General features: G+C 71.4%; 16 protein-coding genes. 12 read left to right on the top strand and 4 right to left on the bottom strand.

Features of this window, described 5'->3' with window-relative positions:
* Positions 1–74: 74 nt before the first annotated feature.
* Complete coding sequence (locus LWF15_RS31705) at positions 75–2,741, top strand: serine/threonine protein kinase (protein WP_232814663.1); 2,667 nt, start codon at positions 75–77, stop codon at positions 2,739–2,741.
* A 12-nt stretch (positions 2,742–2,753) separates the two neighbouring features.
* On the opposite strand, the gene LWF15_RS31700 is transcribed toward LWF15_RS31705, so the two are convergent.
* Both LWF15_RS31700 and LWF15_RS31695 read right to left on the bottom strand, forming a co-directional pair.
* Entirely contained in the window at positions 2,754–3,560 is an 807-nt protein-coding gene (locus tag LWF15_RS31700) for a hypothetical protein (protein WP_232814662.1), read from the bottom strand.
* A gap of 87 nt (positions 3,561–3,647) precedes the next feature.
* A complete protein-coding gene (locus tag LWF15_RS31695) occupies positions 3,648–5,624 on the bottom strand; it encodes a serine/threonine-protein kinase (RefSeq protein ID WP_232814661.1) in 1,977 nt (658 codons plus the stop codon).
* Between the two features lie 17 nt (positions 5,625–5,641).
* On the opposite strand from LWF15_RS31695, the gene LWF15_RS31690 reads away from it, so the two are divergent.
* Complete coding sequence (locus LWF15_RS31690; RefSeq protein WP_232814660.1) at positions 5,642–6,232, top strand: RNA polymerase sigma factor; 591 nt, start codon at positions 5,642–5,644, stop codon at positions 6,230–6,232.
* Between the two features lie 6 nt (positions 6,233–6,238).
* Here LWF15_RS31690 and LWF15_RS31685 read toward each other — a convergent pair whose 3' ends face one another.
* Positions 6,239–6,598 (bottom strand): hypothetical protein, encoded by a 360-nt coding sequence (locus LWF15_RS31685; protein ID WP_232814659.1) that lies wholly within the window; start codon positions 6,596–6,598, stop codon positions 6,239–6,241.
* Positions 6,599–6,836: 238 nt separating this feature from the next.
* Between LWF15_RS31685 and trpB the strand changes: the two genes are divergently transcribed.
* The 8 genes from trpB to LWF15_RS31645 all read left to right on the top strand — a co-directional run bounded on the left by trpB (position 6,837) and on the right by LWF15_RS31645 (position 14,853).
* A complete protein-coding gene (trpB, locus tag LWF15_RS31680; RefSeq protein WP_232814658.1) occupies positions 6,837–8,018 on the top strand; it encodes a tryptophan synthase subunit beta in 1,182 nt (393 codons plus the stop codon).
* A complete protein-coding gene (gene trpA / locus LWF15_RS31675; RefSeq protein ID WP_285626384.1) occupies positions 8,015–8,815 on the top strand; it encodes a tryptophan synthase subunit alpha in 801 nt (266 codons plus the stop codon). The genes trpB and trpA overlap by 4 nt, the downstream gene beginning before the upstream one ends.
* Positions 8,816–8,863: 48 nt before the next feature.
* Entirely contained in the window at positions 8,864–10,090 is a 1,227-nt protein-coding gene (locus LWF15_RS31670) for a sensor histidine kinase (RefSeq protein ID WP_232814657.1), read from the top strand.
* Positions 10,091–10,100: 10 nt separating this feature from the next.
* Positions 10,101–10,835 (top strand): LytR/AlgR family response regulator transcription factor, encoded by a 735-nt coding sequence (locus LWF15_RS31665; RefSeq protein ID WP_232814656.1) that lies wholly within the window; start codon positions 10,101–10,103, stop codon positions 10,833–10,835.
* Between the two features lie 20 nt (positions 10,836–10,855).
* Positions 10,856–11,203 carry a hypothetical protein gene (locus tag LWF15_RS31660; RefSeq protein WP_232814655.1) on the top strand — a complete coding sequence of 116 codons (348 nt, stop codon included), beginning with the start codon at positions 10,856–10,858 and terminating at the stop codon, positions 11,201–11,203.
* Positions 11,200–12,702, top strand: coding sequence for a sodium/solute symporter (locus LWF15_RS31655; protein WP_232814654.1), 1,503 nt, complete (start codon positions 11,200–11,202; stop codon positions 12,700–12,702). The genes LWF15_RS31660 and LWF15_RS31655 overlap by 4 nt, the downstream gene beginning before the upstream one ends.
* 184 nt (positions 12,703–12,886) lie before the next feature.
* The gene (locus LWF15_RS31650) at positions 12,887–13,219 is read left to right on the top strand and encodes a DUF485 domain-containing protein (RefSeq protein ID WP_232814653.1); all 333 of its coding nucleotides are present in this window, start codon (positions 12,887–12,889) and stop codon (positions 13,217–13,219) included.
* Positions 13,216–14,853, top strand: coding sequence for a solute symporter family protein (locus tag LWF15_RS31645; protein WP_232814652.1), 1,638 nt, complete (start codon positions 13,216–13,218; stop codon positions 14,851–14,853). Before LWF15_RS31650 ends, LWF15_RS31645 begins: the two co-directional genes overlap by 4 nt.
* Before the next feature lie 3 nt (positions 14,854–14,856).
* On the opposite strand, the gene LWF15_RS31640 is transcribed toward LWF15_RS31645, so the two are convergent.
* Positions 14,857–15,600: a GntR family transcriptional regulator gene (locus LWF15_RS31640; protein ID WP_232814651.1), complete on the bottom strand. Its 744-nt coding sequence runs from the start codon at positions 15,598–15,600 to the stop codon at positions 14,857–14,859.
* 877 nt (positions 15,601–16,477) lie between these two features.
* On the opposite strand from LWF15_RS31640, the gene LWF15_RS31635 reads away from it, so the two are divergent.
* Positions 16,478–17,302, top strand: a complete 825-nt coding sequence (locus tag LWF15_RS31635; RefSeq protein ID WP_232814650.1) for an isocitrate lyase/PEP mutase family protein — start codon at positions 16,478–16,480, stop codon at positions 17,300–17,302.
* A 641-nt stretch (positions 17,303–17,943) separates the two neighbouring features.
* Positions 17,944–19,548: a DNA-3-methyladenine glycosylase 2 family protein gene (locus LWF15_RS31625; protein ID WP_269811188.1), complete on the top strand. Its 1,605-nt coding sequence runs from the start codon at positions 17,944–17,946 to the stop codon at positions 19,546–19,548.
* Positions 19,549–19,633: the final 85 nt, after the last annotated feature.

Here is a 19,633-nt window from a genome sequence, read left to right as displayed (position 1 = left end):
CAAAATCCGGTCTAAGCGGGCACGTTTACCCCGAGTGCTACAGATCGCCGCGCTTCGGATGGCAGACTGAATCAGTGCCTGACGTTGCCCCCCTGCAGTCCGCGGACCCGACGCAGGTGGCCGGCTACCGGCTCACCGGCCGTATCGGCGCCGGTGGGCAGGGAGTGGTCTACCTGGGCGTTTCCCCCGACAACGAGCTGGTCGCGGTCAAGATGCTGCGGGTGGAGGACGAGCGCTCGCGCGAGCAGTTCGCCAAGGAGGTGGCCTCCGCCCGGCGGGTGGCCCCGTTCTGCACCGCCCAGATCCTCGACTTCGACATGCAGTCGCAGCCGCCCTACGTGATCAGTGAGTTCATCGAGGGCCCCTCGCTGCAGCAGTACGTGAGCGAGCACGGCCCGATGTCCGGCACCCGCCTGCAGCGCCTGGCCATCGGCACGGCCACCGCCCTGGCGGCGATCCACCAGGCCGGGGTGGTGCACCGCGACCTGAAGCCGGCCAACGTGATGATGTCGCCGGAGGGCCCCCGGGTCATCGACTTCGGCATCGCCCGCGACCTGTCGAACGACACCACCAAGGTCAGCAAGCTCTTCGGTACGCCCGCCTACATGTCGCCCGAGCAGTTGCGCGGTGAGCGGGTCGGCCCGGCCACCGACCTGTTCGCCTGGGGGTCGGTGATGGCCTTCGCCGCCACCGGCCGCGCCCCGTTCGAGGCCGAGCACATGATGGCGGCGATCACCAAGATCGCCCACGAAGAGCCCGACCTGACCGGTGTGCCGCCCGAACTGCTGGCCGTGCTGCGCCGGTGCTTCAGCAAGGACGCGGCCTACCGGCCCACGGCCCAGCAGGCACTGTCGATGCTGCTCGGGCGGCCCGACCAGACCGACGCCCCCGACCCGACCGTCGTCCTGGCCCAGGCCACCCAGCTGGTGGAGGCGTCCACGACCGGCCCCACCATGGGGTACGCCGAGGGGCGCACGGCGGTTGCCGATGCCGGGGCGATGGGCCATCCGGTTGCGGGCAGGCGTCCTACTGGCACCTCAGGTCCGGTGAGTCCGGGGGTTCCATCTGCAGACGTCCCACCCTGGGGAACGCCCGCCGGTTCCGGCGGGCGGGCCACGGGAACTCCTCAGGGGCATGCGCCTTCGGCATTTCAGCAGGGTGGTCAGTACTCGCCGCCCAGCACTCCGCAGCCGCAGCAGTACCAGCCGCCCGCTCCTTCGCCGCAGCCGCAGTGGGGCGCGCCGGGACGGGGTGCTGGTGGCGCGGGTTCCGGATTCCCGAGCGCTGGGGTGTCAGGCAGCGGAGTTCCGGGCGCTGGGGTGCCGGGCAGTGGGGCGCCGGGTGCTGGGTCGAACGTTCCCGGGTCGCAGCACAGCTTGGGGCAGCACGGTTCTGGGACGCATGGTTCCGGGGCGCAGAACGGCACTGGGTCTCAGTCTGGTTCCGGTGCGCAGATTTTCGGCGGGTCGCCGGATATCCAGCGGCCTGCCCCGCAGAACTGGCAGCCCAGTCCCCGGCCCGGCAGCTATCCGCCGCCGCAACCGCAGCAGCCCCAGCCGCAGCAGTGGGGCCCTCCAGGTCAGCAGCCGGCCTGGAACCCGAAAAACCAGCAGGGGCAGCAAAGTCAGCAGGGACTGCACGGTGCGCCTAATCGGCACAGCGCACCTAGCCAGTACGGCGCGCCCGGGCAGTCCGGCGCACCCGGCGCACCCGGCGCACCCGGGCAGTCTGACGGGCGCGGCCAGTCCGGCACGCGTGGGCAGTCCGGCGCGCCAGGGTTGCCCGGCGTGCATGGCCAGTCCGGCATGCATGGCCAGTCCGGCACGCATGGGCAGTCCGACATGCGCGGCCAGTCCGGCACACACGGCCAGTCCAGCTCGCACGGCCAGCGGGGTCCGCTCGGCGGCCCGCAGCCGCCGATGCCTGGCCCGGCCCAGCGCGCCGGCAACGGTGGCCCGGCTCTGCCTCCTCCCAACGGGAACGGCGGCTGGAACCAGCCTCCTCAAGCCTGGGGCGGGTCGAACGGTGGCCGCCCGGGTGGGGTTCCGGGTCAGCGGCCGGGCACTCCAGCGCCCAACCGCGGCCGTTTTGCCGTGCTCACTGCCGTCGTCGTGCTCACCCTCCTGGTGGGAGTCGGCCTCTACAACCTCGGCAACCAGGGCACCGAAAGCCTGAACGACACCAAGGGTTCGACCTCCAGCGAGTCCGGCGGGTCGAAAGACGCAGCCGATCCGGAGGCGTGCGGCGGCCGGATCAACGTCGGTGCCGACCAGGGTGACGACTCCGCCTGCGACACCGCCGGTTCCGGTGCGGTCGAAGACGCCGAAGACACCGAAGACACCGAGGACGCGGCCGTCGAGGACGGGGACAAGCAGGCAGCGGCGGGAACGCTGCCCTACGAGCTGGCGGGTTCCTGGGAGGGCGAGGTCACGCAGTACAGCGGCACCGTGACCACCTGGACGGTACGGCTGGACCTGAAGGGCGGCAAGAAGAAGCCCGGCACGATGGAGGCCGTCGATCTGGGCTGCCGTTCCAAGGTCTCGGTGACCAGCGTCGCTCTCACCACCGTCATTCTCCGGGCTCCGGTGAAGGAGTCGGACAACAAGAACGGCACCTGCGCGCCGCTCGGCGAGGTCATCCTGCTGCTCGACCCCACCGACCCGGACAAGGCCACCTTCACCTGGCAGGACAAGAACAACGCGGCCAACGTGGGGTACGCCGAGCTCGAGCGGGTGGACTGACCGTCAGGCCGGTCAGCTGACCGGTTCCTCGGCCGTCCCGGAGTCGCCGCAACTGACCCCGTGCGCGATCTTGGCGCTGGCCGAGTCGTTCCCGTGCTCGCCCAGTTCGGCCACCGTGCCGTTGTCGGCCCGGGCGCCCTCTTCGCTCAGGTCGATCCGGGTCCGGGTGATGTTCTCGTAGCCCTCGCGCTCGGCGGCCGTGGCCAGATAGCCGGCCAGGTACAGCTTGTCGTTGGCCATCGGGCAGGCCACCCCGGTGCCGTACGAGCCGAAGCCCAGGTCGAACGTGTACTGCCCACCGGTCTTGTCCTTGGTGGCCACGATCTCGCAGTCGATCACCGCGTAGAGCGCGGCGGTGCGGCCGGTGCTCAGCAGGATGATCGCCGAGCCGTCACCCAGGCGGTTCGCCACGGCGACGGCCGACTGCGGGCTGCCGCTCTGGAACACGGTGGACATCACCCGGCCGCTGGCCGTGCGCACCCCGAGGCGCCGCTTGTTGCCGTTGTCGGCCAGCCAGAGCTCGTCCTTGGCCCCGTCACCGTCGAGATCGCCCACCTGAGCGCCCGCGGCCTTGGCGGGGACCTTCCCACCGCCCTCGGGGCAGCCGCCGTCGGCCGGCATCGGAGAGTCGTCGGTGGCCGATTCGGCCGGCGACGTGGTGCTGCTTTCGCTGTCGTCCGCAGACGCCGAGGGGTCCGCCACCCCGGCCGGCCCGGCCGTGGCGCCGGTCACGTTCTGCGGGGTGCTCTCGGCGCCGCAGGCGGTGAGAGCGAGCAGGAGAGCGGGGGCGAGGGCCGCAGCGACGCGTGCGGTTTTCATGGTGCGTCCTTCCGAAGAACCCGGACTGTGCAACGGGGGTCAGAGCTTGGATGCAGCGACCGGGCGAAAAGTTCGCTGGTAGCCGGGCTACTGCAGTTCCAGACCCTCGATCACCGTCTGGGCGGACCAGGTGTCCGAGCTCTGCCGGATCTGCATGTACACCCACTGGTCGCCGTCGACCGCCTTCAGGTGCACCTCCTGGAGCACCCGCTCGCCGCCGGAGCAGCCGTTCCAGGTGCGGTAGGAGCCTTCCCAGCGCTCGCCCGAGTACGCCACCGGCTCACTGCCCTCGCAGTCCTGGTGCTTGATCGCCTCGACCTTGCCGGGCAGGTCCTTGCTGGTGCTGAGCCCGACGAACACCCCGTTCACGTCCTGCGTCAGGTCCGACCAGAGCTTCACGTCCTCGGCCAGCAGCAGGCCGGAGGGCTCCTGCTTGCCCTTCAGACCGATCGAGGCGGGCGCCCAGCCGGTGTCGACCGACTCGTCCCCGAACCCGGACGGCACGGTCAGGCGGAGCACCCCGTCGGCGCTCTCGGCCGTGATGTCCTTCTCTCCCCGCGTCTGCCAGTACCTGACCGCGCCCACACCGGTCGCCGCGGCCAGCGCCACCACGAGCACCATGGTCGCGATCCAGCGCGCCCGCCCCGGCCCGTTGGACCGGCCGGAGGACGACGACGCCGGCCTGGCGCCCTGACCTGGGTGACCCGGCTGACCTGCTTGGCCATGGTGACTCGGGGCGTAGCCCTGGTTCCCCTGGTTTCCGGGCGCGTAGCCCTGGTGGCCGGAGGCGTGGGCCTGCGGGCCGGACCCGTACCCCTGGCCATACCCCGGGGAGAAGGCCTGTGCGGCGTTCTGCGGGCCGTTGGAGTCGTAGCGGGACCGGGACTGGGCCATGGCCTGGTTCGGCGGCCCCAGCGGCTGGGTGACGTCCTGGCCCGCGGGCCGGGCCGACGGCATCGGCGTGGACCGGTGGGCGGCCGGCGCTGCGGCCCGGGTGGGCCCGGCCTGGGTCGGATCGGCCGTTCCGAAGGCCCCCACCTGCTGAGCGCTCGCCGGCTGACCCCAGTTCGACCCGGAGCGGGCCGGAGCGGGCCGGATCGGATCGGACCAGCCCGCAGCCCCACCACCGTTCGGACCCGAACCGGTCGCCTCCCGCCCCTCGTACGTCCAGCCCGGGGTGGGGCTGTCCGGGGTGTTGTTGCCGGCCGGGGAGCTGGGGGTGGGGGTCGGCGACTCGGCCGGCGGCCGGACCGCGGCCACCGAGAAGTCTTCCGGCAGCTGGGCCGCGAGCTGGTCGAACCGCTCGGCCAGGCTGCCCGCGTCGGGCCAGCGGTTCTCCCGGTCGCGCTCGAGCGCCGACAGCATGGTCTGCAGCACCGGCCGGGGCAGGGCGGCCGGCATCTTCTCGGCCATCACCAGCGGCAGGTAGGGCTTCTGTGCCGTCATCAGGTAGAAGGCGAACGCGCCCAGGCTGTACACGTCGGCCCGGACGTCCACCCCGATCTGGGGCTCCATCTGCTCCGGGGCCATGTAACCGGCCGAGCCCACCGACATCGTCACGCCCGAACCGTGGGCCAGGCTCTTGGCCACCCCCAGGTCGGCCACCAGCAGCCGCTCGCCACCGCCCCGCCGCGACTTGATCAGCACGTTCGAGGGCTTCAGGTCGCGGTGCACCACCCCCGCGTCGTGCAGTTCGGCCACCCCCCGGGCCACCTCGGCGGTGATCCGCAACGCCTCGGCCAGCGGGTACGCCCCGTTCGCCTTGACCCGGTCGGCCAGGGTGCCGGCGTCCGCGTACTCCATCACCAGGTAGGGCCGGCCGTCCTCCAGCTCACCGATGTCGAACACCTGGACGATCCGCTGGGACGCCGCCTGACGCAGCATCCGGGCTTCCCCCAGGAAGCGTTCACGCAGGTCCAGGCGGTCGGCCCAGTTGTCGGCCATGACCTTGACGGCGACTTCGGCATCCAGTGACTCGTCGTGGGCGAGCCACACCACGGCGAAGCCACCGGAGCCGAGACGACGGACAGGCCGGTATCGACCGATCAGCTCGGGCAGAGGCATGGCAGCATCATGCCGCTATGACCGACGTACCCGAAGAGCCCGCCGCCCCTGAGGGCGCCGCTGCGCCCGGTAGTGACCGGATCGATACATTGGCCCGGGCCGCCGCGACCGGTGACGACGCAGCTCTGAACGAGTTGCTGGCCCTGATCCAGCCCGAGGTCCTGCGCCGGGCCGGAAAAATGCTGCCCCATCGGGAAGACGCCGAAGAGGCCGCCCAGGACGCCCTTCTGCAGGTCGCCCGCCGGATCGGCAGCTTCGAGGGCCGCAGTTCGTTCCGCACCTGGCTCTACGTGGTGGTGACGAACGCCTCCCGGCAGACCTACCGGGACCTGAAACGCAGAGCAGGCGAACGGCCACTCACAGTGGAGGAACAGGTCCGCCCTGACCCTCGGCGCACGAGCGTCATCGCAGGGTCACGGATCGACCTGCTGGAGGCGCTGGAGTCCCTGGAGGGCTCGCACCCCCAGCTCGTGCTGCCCTTCGTCTACCGGGACCTGGCCGACCTGGAGTACGAGGAGATCGCCCGGCGCCTGGACCTGCCGCTGGGTACGGTCAAGTCCAGGCTGAACCAGGCGCGGCAGGAAGTGCGCCGCCGGCTGACCCGCTGAGGCCTTCTAGAGGAACACGTCCAGCGTCGCGCCCAGGGGCAGGTCCTGACGGGCCTGCTCCGGCGCGCCGCCGGCCGAACCGGTGTCGGGCTCGGCCGTGCCGGAGCCCCCGGCCCCGCCCGCACCCATCGCGAACGAACTGCCCTTGGCCGCGTGCTTGTCGAACCCGTGCGTCCGGTTCTCGGTGCTGGTGGCGCCCACCGAGTGGGCCTGGTGCACCGAGTCCTTGGCAGCCATCGAGGCTGCGGCCTGCTCGGCCGCCGAGCTCAGCTCCGAGGAGTGCAGCACGCTCGACGGGATCAGCTGGCGCTGCATGTGCACGGCGCCGTAGCTGCTGAACACGTTGTGCTGATTGGCAATCGGCATGACGCTCAAGGGGATCACCGCCGTTCTGGTAGAGGTCGCTCTCGTCGCACCTTTCGGATTCCCCGGCCCCAGGCTTGAGCCGGCACCGGGCGCTTCACCCGGTCGGCCCCGTGAGGCTCTGGAATGCTGTGCTCCAAGCTTGCCTCTCTGCATCCCGGCCTGCCAGCCGCCGTACGGGTTCACCCGTGTAGTTCTATAACTCTTGACTGATTGTTCTAGAACTCCTACGGTGAACTGCATGACCTCCCAGCCCGTCACCATGACCGAACCCGCCGCCGACGGCCGGTTCGGGGCCTTCGGTGGCCGATTCGTGCCCGAGGCCCTGATCCCGGCCTGCCGCACTCTGGATCGCGAATTCCGCCAGGCCTGGGCCGATCCGGCGTTCCGCGGCGAGCTCACCCGCACGCTCGGCCTCTACGCCGGCCGCCCCACCCCGGTCACCCCGGCCACCCGACTGTCGGCCGAGCTGGGGGTGAACCTGCTGCTCAAGCGGGAAGACCTGGCCCACACCGGGTCGCACAAGATCAATAATGTTCTGGGGCAGGGGCTCCTGGCCCGGCGGATGGGCCGCACCACCCTGCTGGCCGAGACCGGGGCGGGCCAGCACGGCGTGGCCACGGCCACCGTGGGTGCTCTGCTCGGGCTGGACGTCACCGTGTTCATGGGCGCGAAGGACGTCGAGCGTCAAGAGCTGAACGTGTTCCGGATGGAACTTCTCGGCGCCGAGGTGGTTCCGGTCACCTCGGGCGGCCAGACCCTCGCCGACGCCACCAGTGAAGCGTTCCGGCACTGGGTCGGGCAGTCCGAGACCGCGCACTACTGCATCGGTTCCACGATGGGGCCGCACCCCTACCCGTGGATGGTGCGCGAGTTCCAGCGGGTGATCGGCGAAGAGGCGCGCGGCCAGTGTGCTGCTCTGCTGCCCTCGGCGGTGCCGGACGTGGTGGTCGCCTGTGTGGGTGGCGGATCGAACGCGGCAGGCACCTTCGCAGGTTTCGTGAACACCTCCGCCCAGCTCGTCGGGGTCGAGGCCGCCGGGGGTGCCGCGATCGGGCAGGGAAGCCCGGGGATCCTCCACGGTTTCGAGTCCTACCTGCTGCAGGACGACGACGGTCAGGTCCTGGAGGCCCACTCCGTCTCGGCCGGGCTGGACTACCCCGGCGTCGGCCCGGAGCATGCGTACCTGGCCGACTCGGGCCGGGCCCGGTACGTGTCCGCGACCGATGACGAGGTGCTTGCCGCTCTGCGGAAACTGGCTCGCACCGAGGGAATTCTGGCTGCGTTGGAGAGTTGCCACGCTCTGGCCTGGGTGCTGCGGGCCGCCGGCACCGCTGAACTCCCCACCGGGTCGAGCGTGCTGCTCACCCTCTCCGGTCGCGGCGACAAGGACGCCGCTCAGGTCAGGGAGCTGCTCAAGTGACCAGAACCGAGGCTGACAAACGTCCATTGTTGGAAACCCGTCTGCGCACCCGCCGAGCCGGGAATCGCAAACTGCTCGTGCCCTACGTCACCGCGGGCGTCGTGGGGGACTGGGTGTCGCTGGTGGCCGAAATGGCCGCGGTGGGAGCCGATGCGATCGAGATCGGGCTGCCGTTCTCCGATCCGATGCTCGAAGGGGTCACCATCCAGGAGGCCTCCCAACGCGCGCTGGATCAGGGGATGACCACCGACCGTGCCCTGGACGCGATCGCCGAGCTCGATCTCGATGTCCCCTTGGTGGTGATGACGTACAGCAATCTCATCCGTCGTCGCGGTCCGGCCGAGTTCTGTCGTCGTCTGGCCGAATCCGGCGTCTCCGGAGTCATTCCCGTGGACACGCCGGTCGACGAGGCTCAGCCCTTGGTCGATGCGGCTCGCTCGGCGGAGATCGAGACCGTCCTGATCGCGGCACCTTCCACCTCGTCGGAACGTATTGCGCAGATTGCCGAACTGGGAAGCGGTTTCGTCTACGCGTCAACGGTGATGGGAACCACCGGGGAACGGGCGGAGCTGGGAGAGCAGGCGGCGGCGCTGGCCCGGCGGGTGCGGGAGAGCACCGACCGGCCGGTGTTGCTCGGGTTCGGCATCTCCGGTCCCCGCACGGCGCTCGAGGCGGCGCGGCACGCCGACGGGGTCGTGATGGGTGCCGCGCTCATGCGGCGGGTGCTCGAAGGGCAAACGATGGACGAGGTCGCCGGGTTGGTCGGTCAGGTCAGGTCGGCGCTCGACGCAGGTTGAGCGGCCGGGCCACTCACGATTGTCGGTGCCGGGGGCTACCTTCGTGCCGTGGCTCAGGACGGGTGGATCCGCGCGGTCGAGATCGTCGCGGTCGTGGTGGTGCTCGTGGTCGGGGTGCTCGCCATCCGGCGGCTGCGGCGCAGTCCCGACCTGGGCACCGCGGCCGAGCGGGCCACCTTCGACACACTGCACACCGCCTCGCTGGCCGCGCCGCCCTTGCGCGACGGCCTCACTCCCGAGGGTGCGCAACGGGCCATCCGGCATTTGAGGACGCTTCTGGGCACCCCGGCGGTTGCGCTCGCCGACAGCTCGCGGTTGCTTGCCTGGGACGGCGAGGGTGCCCACCATCAGCACCAGGCGCTCCGGCATGCGGCCGGAGCGATCGCCAGCGGGCGTACCAGCGTGCTCAGCCCCGCGCAGATCGACGGGGAAGAGGCCTGCGGGGTGCTCGACTGCCCCCTGCGCAGCGCCGTGGTCGCCCCGTTGACCAGCGGTGACACCGTGGTGGGGGCGCTGATCGCCTACGGCGGGCAGGTCAGTGCCGCGCTGGTGCGGGCCACCGGAGAGGTGGCCACCTGGGTCTCCGCCCAGATCGAGCTGGCCGAGCTCGACCGCTCCCGCACCCGCGCCATCGAGGCCGAGGTGCGGGCGCTGCGGGCGCAGATCAGCCCGCACTTCGTGTACAACTCGCTGGCCGCGATCGCCTCGTTCGTGCGCACCGATCCGGAGCGGGCCCGCGAGCTGCTGCTGGAGTTCGCCGACTTCACCCGCTACGCCTTCCGCCGCGGCGGGGAGTTCACCACGCTGGCCGACGAGCTGCGCAACATCGAGCGTTACCTGGTGCTCGAGCAGGCCCGCTTCGGCGACCGGCTGCGGGTGCGGCTGCGGGTGGCCCCGGAGGTCCTGCCGGTGGCGGTGCCCTACCTGTCGGTGCAGCCGCTGGTCGAGAACGCCGTCCGGCACGGGCTCCAGGCCAAGGAGGGCGGCGGCCAGATCACCCTGGGGGCGGCCGATTCCGGGGCTGAGGCGCTGATCTGGGTGGAGGACGACGGGGTGGGGGCCGATCCGGAGCTGATCGAGCGGGTACTGGCCGGGGCGGCCCGGGGCAGCGAGTCCGAGTCGGTCGGCCTGGGCAACGTGGACGCCCGGCTGCGCCAGGTGTTCGGCGACCGGTTCGGGCTGGTGGTGGAGACCGCTCCGGGGGCGGGGACAAAGGTGAGCTTTCGGGTGCCCAAGTACGCTCCCGGAGTTCACGCCGGGCCGCCCGCACCCTAGGCTTCCAGGCATGGCGATGACGCCCCTGCGCGCCCTGGTCGTGGACGACGAGCCCCCGGCCCTGTCCGAGCTGGCCTGGTTGCTCGACTCCGACGAGCGCATCGGCCGGGTCCTGACCGCCGACAGCGGTGCCCAGGCCCTCCGCGTGCTCGAGAACGAGCAGGTCGACGTCGTCTTCTGCGACATCTCGATGCCCGGGCTGGACGGCCTGGACCTGGCCCGGGTGCTGGCCCGCTTCGCCACCCGCCCGCACCTGGTCTTCGTCACCGCCTACGAGCAGCACGCGGTGGAGGCGTTCGACGTGCAGGCGGTCGACTACGTGCTCAAGCCGGTCCGGGCCCAGCGGCTGGCCGAGGCGGTGCGCCGGGCGGTCCAGGCGCACTCCGGCCCGGCCAAGGTCAGCACCGAGGTGGACGAGGACATCGCGGTCGAGCTGGGTGGGGTCACCCGCTTCGTGCGCCGTTCCAACGTGCTCTTCGTCGAGGCCGCGGGCGACTACGCCCGGCTGCACACGGCCACCGGCAGCCACCTGATCCGGGTCCCGCTGAGCACCCTCGAGGAACGCTGGGCCTCGGCCGGTTTCGTCCGGATCCACCGCAGCACCCTGATCAACGTGCGGCACGTGAACGAACTGCTGATGGACGCCGGTCGCTTCCACGTCCGGCTCGGCGGGCACACCCTCACCGTCAGCCGGCGGCACACCCGGCAGGTGAAGGACCTGCTGATCCACCGGGACCTGAGATGACCGGGCCACCGAGGATCCGGGTGACCAGCCCGCGGATGTCGGCCCGGCAGCGTCCGGAGGCGCGCCCGGCCACCCGCGAGATCGACGAGCAGACCGAGGTCGGCGAGGTCTACCTGAACGCCCTGCTGCGCTCCCAGTTGCGTCCCGCGCTGGCGGTACTGGCCGCCGTCCTGCTCGGCCTGGGCAGCCTGCCGCTGCTCTTCCTGCTGCTGCCGGGGGTGGCCGGGCACCGGGTCGGCCCGGTCACGGTGGCCTGGCTGGTCCTCGGGGTGGCGGTGTTCCCGCTGCTGTTCGCGGCGGCCTGGTGGCACGTGCGCGCGGTGGAGCGCGCCGAGCGGGACTTCACCGAGATCATGCACCGTAAGTGAGCACCTGGATCGCGGTGCTGGTGGTCTGTGCCACCACCCTCGGAGTCGGCGCGCTGGGGTTGCGGCTCTCCCGCACCACCAGCGACTTCTACGTGGCCTCGCGGATGGTCAGCCCGCGCTGGAACGCCTCCGCGATCGGGGGCGAGTACATCTCCGGGGCAAGCTTTCTCGGGGTTGCCGGGCTGATCTTCGCCACCGGCAGCGACATGCTCTGGTACTCGATCGGCTACACGGCCGGCTACGTGGTCCTGCTGACCCTGGTGGCCGCGCCGCTGCGGCGCAGCGGCGCCTACACGCTGCCCGACTTCGCCGAGATCCGGCTGCGTTCGGCCGCGGTCCGCCGGGCCACGGCCGTTCTCGTGGTCGGCATCGGCTGGCTCTACCTGCTGCCCCAGTTCCTCGGCGCCGGGCTCGCCCTGCGCACGGCCACCGGGGCCCCCGGGTGGGTCGGCACCGCGATCGCGGTGCTCGTGGTGGTGGCCAACGTGACCGCCGGCGGGATGCGCTCGGTCACCTTCGTCCAGGCCTTCCAGTACTGGCTGAAGCTGACCGCGATAGCCCTCCCGGTCGTCCTTCTGTTGTTCGTCTGGCACTCCGACGGCGCCACCAGCCCGGCCGACGTGGCGGGCGAGGCCTGGGTGTCGCCGTTCGGCGGAGACGGTGACGACCACCCCGTCTACCGTACGTACTCGCTGCTCCTGGCTCTGCTGTTCGGCACCATGGGCCTGCCGCACGTGCTGGTCCGGCTCTACACCAACCCCGACGGCCCGGCCGCCCGCCGCACCGTGCTCACCGTGATCGCCCTGCTGGGCACGTTCTACCTGTTCCCCCCGCTGTACGCCGCGCTCGGCCGGATCTACGCGGGCGACCTGCTCACCTCGGCCAACTCCAACGACGCGATGATGCTCCTGCTGCCCGGCCGGATGCTCGGCGACCCGTGGGGCGACCTGGCCGCGGCCCTGCTCACCGCGGGTGCGTTCGCCGCCTTCCTGTCCACCTCCAGCGGGCTCACCGTCTCGGTCGCCGGGGTGCTCAGCCAGGACCTGCTGCGTGGCCGCTGGCGGGCCAGTGTGAGCGGCTTCCGGGTCGGCGCCGCCCTGGCCGTGCTGGTCCCGGCCACACTCTCCCTGCTCGGCGTGCGCACCGGCCTGGCCGACACCGTCACCCTGGCCTTCGCGGTGGCCGCGTCCACCTTCTGCCCGCTGCTGGTGCTGGGCATCTGGTGGCGGGGGCTCACCCAGGCCGGGGCGCTGGCCGGTCTGGTCACCGGCGGGCTGCTGGCCAGCGCGGCGGTGCTGCTCACCGTCTCCGGGGCGGTGGCGGGCGGCTGGCCGGCCGCCCTGCTCGGTCAGCCGGCGGCCTGGACGGTGCCTACCGCGTTCGCCGTGATGGTGGGGGTGTCGCTGCTGACCAGGACCACGCGCATCGCCGGGGTGAACACGATCATGGTGCGGCTGCACGCGCCGGAGTCGCTGGAGCTGGACCGGGGCGAGAGCTAGGCGCCGTTCGTCCCGATATTTCCGCCGTTCGTCGTGAACCGGATGGCCGCACGTCGACCGGCCCCTGCCACCCGCCGAGGTGACCGCGGTCACCCCTACAGCTTTGCAGTGACCCGCCTCACAGTGGGCGCGTCCGTCCTGCGGGTGTGCGACGGCGCACACCCGGGTCAGCGAAGGAGCTGTGATGTCAGACGCCCCGCCCCCACTCAGCGGTTACGAGGAGGTGCAGGCCAGCGAGGAGTTCCAGGCCCTGCGCACCCGGTTCCGCCGGTTCGTCTTCCCGCTCACCGGCCTCTTCCTGGCCTGGTACTTCCTCTACGTGGCGCTCAGCGCCTACGCGCCCGACTTCATGAGCACGGAGGTGATCGGCCGGGTCAACATCGGCCTGATCATCGGCCTGCTGCAGTTCGTCTCGACCTTCGCGATCACGATGGCGTACGCCCGGTGGGCCGACAAGAACTTCGACCCGACCGCCGACCGGCTGCGCGAGCACATGGAACGGGGTGAGGTGAAGTGATCATCCGCAGCGCAGCCACCGAGACCGATGTCGGCAGCCCGGCCGTCAACATCACCATCTTCCTGATTTTCGTCGCGGTCACCCTCGCGGTGGTGCTGCGGGCCTCCCGGAACAACCGCACCGCGGCCGACTACTACGCCGGCGGGCGGGCTTTCACCGGCCGGCAGAACGGCATCGCGATCGCCGGCGACTACCTGTCGGCGGCGAGCTTCCTGGGTATCGCCGGAGCCATCGCGACGGTCGGCTACGACGGCTTCATGTACTCGATCGGCTTCCTGGTGGCCTGGCTGGTCGCCCTGCTGCTGGTGGCCGAACTCCTGCGCAACACCGGGCGTTTCACCATGGCCGACGTGCTCAGCTTCCGGCTGCAGCAGGGGCCGGTGCGCACCGCGGCGGCGATCTCGACCCTGGTCGTCTCGTTCTTCTACCTGCTCGCCCAGATGGCCGGCGCGGGCGGCCTGGTGAACCTGCTTCTGGGTGTGCAGGGTTCGGGCGTGCAGAACCTGGTCATCGCCGTCGTCGGCATCCTGATGATCGTCTACGTGCTGATCGGCGGCATGAAGGGCACCACCTGGGTGCAGATCATCAAGGCGGTGCTGCTGATCCTGGGCGCCGGCCTGATGACGATCTGGGTGCTGAGCCGGGCCGGGCTGAACTTCTCCGAGCTGCTCGGTGACGCGGCCGCGGCCTCCCCGGCCGGGCAGACCCTGCTGGAGCCCGGCCTGCGCTACGGCCTGACCGACACCACCAAGCTGGACTTCATCTCGCTCGGCCTGGCCCTGGTGCTCGGCACCGCCGGCCTGCCGCACGTGCTGATGCGCTTCTACACCGTGCCCTCGGCCAAGGAGGCCCGGCGCAGCGTGGTCTGGGCGATCTGGCTGATCGGCATCTTCTACCTGTTCACCCTGGTGCTCGGCTTCGGCGCGGCCTGGCTGGTCGGGGCCGAGAAGATCATGGCGGCGCCCGGCAAGGCGAACTCGGCGGCCCCGCTGCTGGCCTTCGAACTGGGTGGGGAGCTGCTGCTCGGGGTGATCGCGGCGGTCGCCTTCGCCACCATCCTGGCGGTGGTGGCCGGTCTGACCATCACCGCGAGCGCCTCGTTCGCCCACGACGTCTACGCGAACGTGATCAAGAAGGGCTCGGTGCGGGCGGACGACGAGGTCCGGGTCGCCCGCATCACCGCGGTGGTGATCGGCCTGGTGGCGATCGTCGGCGGCATCTTCGCCAAGGACCAGAACGTGGCCTTCCTGGTGGCTCTGGCCTTCGCGGTGGCGGCGTCGGCGAACCTGCCGACCATCCTGTACTCGCTGTTCTGGAAGCGGTTCAACACCCGCGGCGCGCTGTGGAGCATGTACGGCGGTCTGCTCTCGGCGATCGTGCTGATCATCTTCTCCCCGGTGGTGTCGGGGAAGGTCGGCCCGGACGGGGCGTCGCTGTCGATGATCACCGACACCGGCATCGACTTCCACTGGTTCCCGCTGGACAACCCGGGCATCGTGTCGATCCCGATCGGCTTCTTCCTGGGCTGGCTGGGCACGATCACCAGCAAGGAGGTCGGCTCGGCGGCCAAGTACGCCGAGATGGAGGTGCGCTCGCTCACCGGGGCCGGGGCCGAGAAGGCCGTGGAGCACTGAGAGTCAGCCGAAACGCCAGGTGTGCGTGACCTCTGAGGTGCGGCGGTCGGTGACGATCCGCAGCCGCTCGTCGAGGATCGTGGCAGTGTCCACCACGTAGGCCCGGCCCGTTCCGTCGAAGGTCGTCCGGCGCATCACCAGCGCCGGGCGGCCTTCGGTGGTTCCGTTCAGACCGGCCAGCCGGGAGCTGAGAGCCTCTGCGGTGAGCGCCTCTTCGGCCCGCTCCGGCCGGGTGCCCCCGGCCGCGGCGATGGCCGAGTACAGCGGGGTCAGCTCGAAGTCGACGTCTTTCAGGGCCTCGGCCCAGGGCTGCGGCACCCAGGAAACCTGATGCAGCAGAGGGATTCCGCGCACCGAGCGCAGCCGCTCCAGCCGCAGCGCGGGATCCTCGGCCTCCAGCCCGAGCTCGGCGGCGACCGGGCGGGGCAGCCGCCGCACCTGCCGGGCCAGCACCTCGGTGCGCAGCGGCACCCCCTGGGCGTTCAGCTCGTCGGCCAGGCTGCGCAGGTTGGCCTGGTCGTGCGCCACCTCGGGCGGGACCACGTAGGTGCCCCGGCCCGGTCGCTGCTCGATCAAACCCTCGTCCTGCAGCACCTGAAGGGCCTGGCGCAGCGTCATCAGCGTGACGCCGTACTGCTCGCTGAGGGTGCGCTGGGGAGGAAGGGCGCCGTCCGCGCCGAAGTCACCGGCGCGGACCCGCTCGGCCAGGTCCGCCGCGATCCGGCGGTACTTCGGTTCGGCGGCCACGCCCCCAGATTAGGCCCAGCCGCCCCGCCCGCCGAGCGCGCACCCGGCTCCCCCCGGGGCAGACCCTGGCGCGGTGACCGACCCCACCACCCGCCGAATCCTGTCCTGCTGGTCAGTCGCCGGTTGCGGGGCGCTCCGCGGGCGACCGCCGACGCACCTGATGGCACTCGCGGAAAACCACTACGCCGCCCGGACCCGGACCCGGCCCTTGCCCGCCCTGCTGGACCCGCCCGGCCCAGACCCGCCCTGGATCCGCCCGGCCCAGACCCGCCCTGCTGGACCCCCTGCTAGCCCCCCTGCTGGACCCGCCCTGCTGGACCCAGACCCGCGCCTACTGCACCCGGCACTTGCCGGGCCCAGACTCGTTCCTACTGGACCCGGTCCTTGCTGGGGCCCAGATTCGCCCCCCTACCGGCCCCGGCCCTCGCCGGGGCCCAGACTTGGCCCTACTAGTCGCGGCTCTCTACTGGACCCGGCTCTCTACTGGACCCGGCTCTCTACTGGACCCGGCTCTCTACTGGACCCGGCTCTCTACTGGACCCGGCTCTCTACTGGACCCGGCTCTCTACTGGACCCGGCCCTCTACTGGACCCGGCCCTCTACTGGACCCGGCCCTCTACTGGACCCGGCCCTCGCTGGGCTCAGACTCGCCTCTACCGGACCCCAGCCATTACCCGGCCCCTACCAGGCTGGCCATTACCGGGCCTTGCCAAGGCCGGCACTGGGCACCCTCGCGCCAGTTCTGCTCACCTGCGCAGGCCCGGGTCGACGACGTGTACACCTGGCACACCTGGTACCTCGTGTACACCTGGCAGGAAAGCGACCACACCCTGCGCCTGGCTGCCAAACTGTCGTACCCGGGTGCGATGCTCGAAACATGACGTCGCAGAACACTGCCCACCAGTTCGCCGAGCTGCACCGTGCCGGTGCCCCGGTCCTGCTCCCCAACGCCTGGGATGCGGCCAGCGCGGTGCTGATCGCCGCCGCCGGCGCCCCGGCCGTGGCCACGTCCAGCGCCGCCGTCGCCTGGGCCCTGGGCAAGCCCGACGGTGAGCACCTGAGCCGGGCCGAGGTCGCCGCCGTGGTGGCCCGCATCGTGGCCGCGGTGTCGGTCCCGGTCAGCGCCGACATCGAGGCGGGCTACGGCGCCGCGCCCGAAGAGGTGGCGTCCACCGTCCAGGCGGTGATCGAGGCCGGTGCGGTCGGCATCAATCTCGAAGACTCCAAGGCCGACGGCACGCTCTACCCTGCCGACGAGCAGGCCGCCCGGGTGGCGGCGGCCCAGGCAGCGGCTGCGGCGGCCGGTCTGGAGAGCTTCGTCATCAACGCCCGCACCGACGTCTACCTGCGCGGCATCGGTGCGGCCGAGGGCCGGCCGGCTGAGGTCCTGCGTCGTGGTCAGGCCTACGCCGAGGCCGGGGCCACCTGCCTGTTCGTGCCCGGCCTGGTCCACCTGCCCACCCTCACCGACCTGGTCCCTCGGGCGGCGCTGCCGATCAGCGTGCTGGCCGACCCGGCCGGGCCCACCGTGGCCGAGCTGGCCGCCACCGGCGTGGTGCGGATCAGCCTGGGCACGGCCCTGGCCGAGGCCGCCTACGGTCTGGCCCAGGCCGCCACCCGCGAACTGCTGGAGAGCGGCACTATGAAGACCCTTGTCGGCTACCCCGGATTCGGCGAGGTCAACAGCAGGTTCCGGGCGTGACCAGGGGTGGGCTCAGGGCCGGCGCCGCGGCTCTGACCAGGTCCGGCACCACAGCTCGCACCACAGGTGGGACCGCGCCCGGGGCTCCGCCGGCGACGCGGGCTGCGTCTGCGGGCTCGGCTGTACCTACGGGTGAGGCTGTGCCTGCAACTGAGGCTGTGACTTCGAGTGGGGTCGCGGCGTCGACGCGGGATGGCTCGGCGGGTGGGGCTGCGCCTGCGATTGAGGCTGTGCCTGCAAGCGGGGATGTGGCGGCGGGCGGGGCTGAGCCTGTGAATCGGGTTGTGCCTGCGACCAAAGCTGTGGCTTCGAGCAGGGCTGTGTCTGCGAGCGGGGTTGCGGCGGCGACGCGGGATATGGCGGCGACGCGGGATATGGCGGCGGCCGGGGCTGGGCGTGCGCGTCAGGTTGTGCCTGCGACCCAAGCTGTGGCTGCTGGCGGAGCTGTGGCTGCGAGCGGGGCTGTGCCTGCAAGCGGGGATGTGGCGGCGGCCGGGGCTGGGCGTGCGCGTGGGGTTGTGCCTGCGACCCAAGCTGTGGCTGCTGGCGGAGCTGTGGCGGCGAAGCGGGCTGGGTCTGTGAGCGGGGCTGGGTCTGCGGGCGAGACCGCGGGGCGGGCCGTGGGCGGTGGGGGCCGGGCGTTGCACGAGGACTCCGAGCGGTGCGTGCGCATCGTTCAGGCCAAGGACGAGCGCTTCGACGGCTTCTTCTGGACCGCAGTGGTCACTACCGGTATCTACTGCCGTCCCAGCTGTCCTGTGGTCCCACCCCGGCCCAAGAACATGCGCTTCTACCCCAGCGCGGCCGCCGCCGCGGGGGCGGGGTTCCGCGCGTGCAAGCGGTGCCGCCCCAACGCTGCCCCCGGTTCGCCCGAGTGGAACGTGCGGGCCGATCTGGTGTCTCGGGCCATGCGTCTCATCGCCGACGGCGTGGTCGACCGGGATGGGGTGCCCGGCCTGGCTGCCCGCCTGGGCTACAGCGTGCGTCAGGTCGAGAGACACCTGATGGCCGAGGTCGGGGCCGGGCCTCTGGCCCTGGCCCGGGTGCAGCGGGCGCAGTCCGCCCGTCTGCTGATCGAGGGCACCGGCCTGCCCTTCACCGAGATCGCCCTGGCGGCCGGGTTCAACAGCATCCGCTCGTTCAACGAGACGGTGCGCGAGGTCTACGCGATGACCCCGGGTGAACTGCGCTCAGCTCCCCGGCCGAAGGCGGGCATCCGCGGCGCCGCCTTCCGGGCGGCCCCGGCTGAGGCTGCGGTCGCGAGCAAGGCGGGCGTGGCAAAGGCCGGGGTTTTTGAGGCTGGGGCAGAGGTGGCCGGGGTGGACGTGACCACTGGCGGGGTGACCGGAGCCGTGGCGGCCGGCACCATCGTCCTTAAACTGCCCTTTCGTCAGCCCCTCTGCCCCGACAACCTGTTCGGCCACCTCGCGGCCACCGCGGTCCCGGGCGTGGAGGAGTGGCGCGACGGCGCCTACCGCTGCGCTTTCCACCTGCCCGGTGGGCACGGGATCGCCGCCCTCAGTCCCCGGCCCGACCACATCGTGTGCCAGCTGTGGCTCACCGACCTGCGCGACCTGACCGCCGCGATCAGTCGGTGCCGGTGGCTGCTCGACCTCGACGCCGACCCGGTGGCGATCGACGAGCAGCTCTCGGAAGACGAGGTGCTGGCCCCCCTGGTGGCCAAGAACCCGGGGCGCCGGGTGCCTCGCGTCACCGAGCCGGAGCAGTTCGCCGTGCGGGCGGTGCTCGGCCAGCAGGTTTCCACCGCGGCTGCCCGCACCCATGCGGCCCGGCTGGTCCAGGCCCACGGCCGGCGCATCGACGATCCGGCGGGCGGCCTCACCCACCTGTTCCCCACCAGTCAGGATCTGGCCACCCTCGACCCGGAGACCCTGGCCCTGCCCCGCACCCGTCGTCAGACCCTGCTCAACCTGATCGAGGCGCTCAACACCGGTGCGCTCGACCTGCGCATCGGCGGCGACTGGGACACCGCCCGCGAGCAGCTCTACGCCCTGCCCGGATTCGGCCCCTGGACGGTTGAATCGATTGCGATGCGGGCCCTGGGCGACCCGGACGCGTTCATTCCCGGAGACCTGGGCATCCGGCAGGCCGCACAAAAGCTCGGTCTGCCGGAGAAACCCGGTCCCCTCACCACCCGGTCCCAGGCCTGGCAGCCCTGGCGGGCCTATGCGGTGCAACACCTTTGGGGGACGAGCGATCATGCGGTCAACCGGATGCCGACCTGAATTCTCGCTCTGAGTGACGACATAATCACGGGAAGCTATTACTGACCGAATATTTCTCCGCCCGTCCAGGAAATCCCGTCGGAAT

Source organism: Kineosporia rhizophila (genome assembly GCF_021277265.1).
GTDB lineage: Bacteria > Actinomycetota > Actinomycetes > Actinomycetales > Kineosporiaceae > Kineosporia > Kineosporia rhizophila.
Note: the sequence above shows the minus strand (reverse complement) of the source record. Positions and strands in the feature narration are given on the sequence as shown.